General features: G+C 61.4%; 3 protein-coding genes. All 3 read right to left on the bottom strand.

Annotation, left to right across the window (positions count from 1 at the left end; all coding sequences use genetic code 11):
* Positions 1-374, bottom strand: a 374-nt coding sequence (locus J4F42_13980) for an endonuclease/exonuclease/phosphatase family protein (GenBank protein MCE2486620.1), incomplete at its 3' end; no start/stop codon positions are given.
* A 113-nt stretch (positions 375-487) separates the two neighbouring features.
* The gene (locus J4F42_13985; protein MCE2486621.1) at positions 488-2,104 is read right to left on the bottom strand and encodes a molybdopterin-dependent oxidoreductase; all 1,617 of its coding nucleotides are present in this window, start codon (positions 2,102-2,104) and stop codon (positions 488-490) included.
* A 7-nt stretch (positions 2,105-2,111) separates the two neighbouring features.
* On the bottom strand, positions 2,112-3,407 hold the full coding sequence (gene nuoF / locus J4F42_13990; GenBank protein MCE2486622.1) for an NADH-quinone oxidoreductase subunit NuoF: 1,296 nt from the start codon (positions 3,405-3,407) through the stop codon (positions 2,112-2,114).
* Positions 3,408-3,652: the final 245 nt, after the last annotated feature.

Raw genomic sequence — 3,652 nt, forward strand, 5'->3', positions numbered from 1 at the left:
TAGGTGTACTTGTCGCTACCAACGGCCTGACCGTTTGGCACGTAGACGCACATGATCCGCAGGTCGGCGAGCCGAGCCGACAAAAAACGGGCTTCGGGCTCGTCGTCATCGTCGTCAAAACGCCGGACGATATCGCTTGGCTCGGCGCGGGAGAGCAGGGCCACCCCGTTATACGTCTTTTGCCCACAGGTGGTGACCCGGTAACCCAGGGCCTCAAAATCGGCCCGGGGAAACACCTCGTCAGTGACTTTTGTCTCTTGCAGACACAGCACCTCGGGCTGATGGGTCTCCAACCAAGCCAGCGTCCGGTCTTTGCGGGCGCGGATGGAATTGACGTTCCAGCTTGCAATAGACGTAGGAATCGACGCTGGCATGGATCAGGCGTGTGGCGAGCTATCAACAGCGGCACTACCTTGCCCGTCGGACAGAGTCGGACCAGCGCCGGCTGTAGTGAGGGGCAAGGGCACGGCAAAACGCGGCAAGCTGCCTAAGACGATGTCTCGGCTGCCTCGTGGTCGGGCTGAAGGGCCGGCAGCAGAGTCCCTTGGGCGCCGATCCGGCCATACGTGAGCCCGGCCAGGGCCGGCACGGCCGCGCTCAGCTCGGCGAACACCTCACTGATTGATACGCTATCCGGGCCGTCGAGCCTGGTGCTGAGCAACGCCAGGGCCTCCCAGCCCGTCTTGACTTCGCCCGGCGGGGGAAAAGCCTGACGCAGGCGCTGGATCCGACCGGCGTAGTTGATACAGCTGCCGTCGGTCTCGGGAGCCGTGGCGATCGGCAACACCAGATCCGCATACTCGGTCGTGTCGGTGTAGTCGGTGTCCAGCAGGATGACCGTGGCCTCGCCCAGGGCAGCGTCTACCACAGCCTGGCCCAGGGCGGCGACAAGGTCGACGCCAAAGACGAACAAGACCCTGATCTTGCCCTGGCCAACTGCGCTCAGGATTTGCTCGGCCTCGCCACCCCCGTTCAGCAGGCCCAGGGTTTTGAGGCCGCGCGTATTGGGGTTCTTATCGGCCCGGATCAGCAGATCGTCGTGAGGCGCGTTGTCGGGCGACCAGGACAGGCCGACGGCCTGTTGGCTGCCCAGCTGTTGGTTGAGAATACGTGACAATAGATGGGCTTCTTCGTTGCTGGCCTTGGCCCCGATGATGGCCGCGACGGCGTCGGGGCCGTACTCAGCCTGGGCACGCTTGACCGTCTCTACCAGGCGCTGGACGGCCTCATCCCAGGAGGCTTGGCGGAAGGCTGTCTCAGCCCGAACCAGGGGGTGCAGGATACGGCTCTCCTGCTGAAACGCCTGGTACGACAGCCGACCCTCGTCGCACATCCAGAACTCGTTGACCTCCATATTCTGACGTGGCCGAAAACGGTACATCTGGCCGCGCCTATGGTAGATATCGATATTGCAGCCGGTCTCACACCTGGTGCAGATCGACTCAGTCTTCTCCAGGTACCAGACGCGCGCCTTGAAGCGAAAATCCTTGGCCGTCAAGGCGCCGACCGGACACACGTCAACGACATTCATGGAGTAGGGATTGTCCAGCGTTTTGCCCGGAAACAGGTCGATATTGCAGTGGTCGCCTCGGTCAAAAATCCCCATCTCACCGGTCTTGGTGACTTCGTCCAGGAAACGGGTGCAACGCGCGCACAGAATGCAGCGCTCCTGGTCGAGCATGACCTGGGGGCCGATCTCGACCGCCTTCTCTTTTTCGACCTTGGCCTCAATCGGCATCTGGCTCTTATACGTCCCGTAATCCATGTAATAGTCTTGCAGCTTGCACTCGCCAGCCTGATCACAGATGGGGCAGTCAACCGGGTGGTTGATCAGGATGAACTCCAACACCGCAGACTGGGCGGCCTTGACCTTGGGGCTGGTGGTATGGATGACCATGCCGTCGTTCACCCGCGTATTGCAGGCGATTTGCAGCTTGGGCATTTTCTCGATTTCGACCAGGCACATCCGGCAGTTGCCCGAGATGCTGAGGCCCGGGTGGTAGCAGTAGTGTGGTACCTCAATCCCCAGGCGCTCGGCCGCCTGGATGATGTTGAGCCCGTCCTCGACCGTAATCTCCCGCCCGTCAATCTCAATCTTTGGCATACGAACCTCACGCAGCCTGGGGCTGGCTGTCAGCCTTTTTGCGCAGCGGACAGCCACCCTCGGTGATATGGGCCACGAATTCGTCGCGGAATTTACTCAGATAGCTCTGGGTCGGCATGGCTGCGGCGTCGGCCAGCACACACACGGTGTTGCCGGTCATGTTGGTGCAAATCCGGTCAATCAGGTCGATATCGTCGGGCTGAGCGTTGCCCTCTTCGAGTCGGACCAACAGCTTGTGCAGCCAGCCGGTGCCCTCTCGGCACGGCGAACACTGGCCGCACGACTCGTGGTGGTAGAAGCGGTCGATGATTTCGAGCGCCTGGACCATACAGGTGTCTTCGTCCATGACGATGATCCCGGCCGTGCCCAGAAAAGCGCCGATCGCCCGCATGGAATCGAAGTCCATGTTGACGTCGATCTCGTCCGGGGTGAGGATGGGAAACGACGAGCCGCCCGGCATGACGGCTTTCAGTTTCTTCCCACCCAGAATGCCCCCGGCGTGGTCATAAATGACCTCGCGCAGCGGCATGCCCAGCGGCAGCTCGTACAACCCCGGCTTTTCGACGTGACCGCTGACACAGTAGATCTTGGGGCCTGGGCCGGTCTCCGGACCGATGGCCTTAAACCACTCCGGGCCGTGCCCGATGATGGACGGCACGCAGGCCAGGGTTTCGACATTCTGGACAATCGTCGGACAGCCGAACAGGCCGTACACCGCAGGAAAAGGCGGTTTGATGCGCGGATAGGCGCGCTTGCCTTCGAGGGACTGGATCAGGCCGGTCTCTTCGCCGCAGATATAGGCTCCCGCCCCGCGGTGTACGTACACGTCGAGGTCAAAGCCGCTGCCACAGATGTCTTTGCCCAGCAAGCCGCGGGCATAGGCCGCCTCAATCGCCTCGTGGAGGCGTTTGGCGCCCAGGGCAAATTCTCCTCGGATATAGATATAGGCCGTATGGGCGTTGATGGCGTAGGCGGAGATCAGAATGCCTTCGAGCAGGACGTGGGTGTTCCACTCGATGAGCGCGCGGTCTTTGAAGGTTCCCGGCTCGCTCTCATCCGCATTGGCGCACAGGTAGACCGGTTTATCCGAGTCTTTTGGCAAAAAACCCCACTTCATGCCAGCCACAAACCCAGCCCCGCCCCGGCCACGCAGATTGGAGTCTTTGACCTGGGCGGTGACGTCTTGCGGCGTCAGGCTGGTGAGGGCCTTTTTAGCCGCGTCATAGCCGCCGTGTTCGAGGTAGACATCAAGCTTGCGGATATCGGGAACATCGAGGTGGCGCAAGAGTACTCTGTCAGCCATGCTTTTCGCCTCGCTTTACTCAGGTGCGGGAAATCGGCAACCGCGTGAACCGACTACGGATTCGGCCCCTCGGGCGTCGTGGGGAGGATAGCCGCCCCGGTTTTCGGTGTCAACGGAGGAGGGCCATCCCCGGCATTTACATTTTGCGCCGCCTCTGGTTTAACAGCCGGCCAGATGATCGAACAACTCACCCTGTGGCTCCACCTGCTGGCCATGACGGTTTTTGTGGGCAGCGCCGTCACCGT

The sequence above is a fragment of the Desulfurellaceae bacterium genome (assembly GCA_021296095.1).
Taxonomy (GTDB): domain Bacteria; phylum Desulfobacterota; class Binatia; order Bin18; family Bin18; genus JAAXHF01.

Coding starts and splice junctions, on each gene's coding strand:
- nuoF (MCE2486622.1), bottom strand. CDS start 3,407: ATGGCTGACAGAGTACTCTTGCGCCACCTCGATGTTCCCGATATCCGC.
- J4F42_13985 (MCE2486621.1), bottom strand. CDS start 2,104: ATGCCAAAGATTGAGATTGACGGGCGGGAGATTACGGTCGAGGACGGG.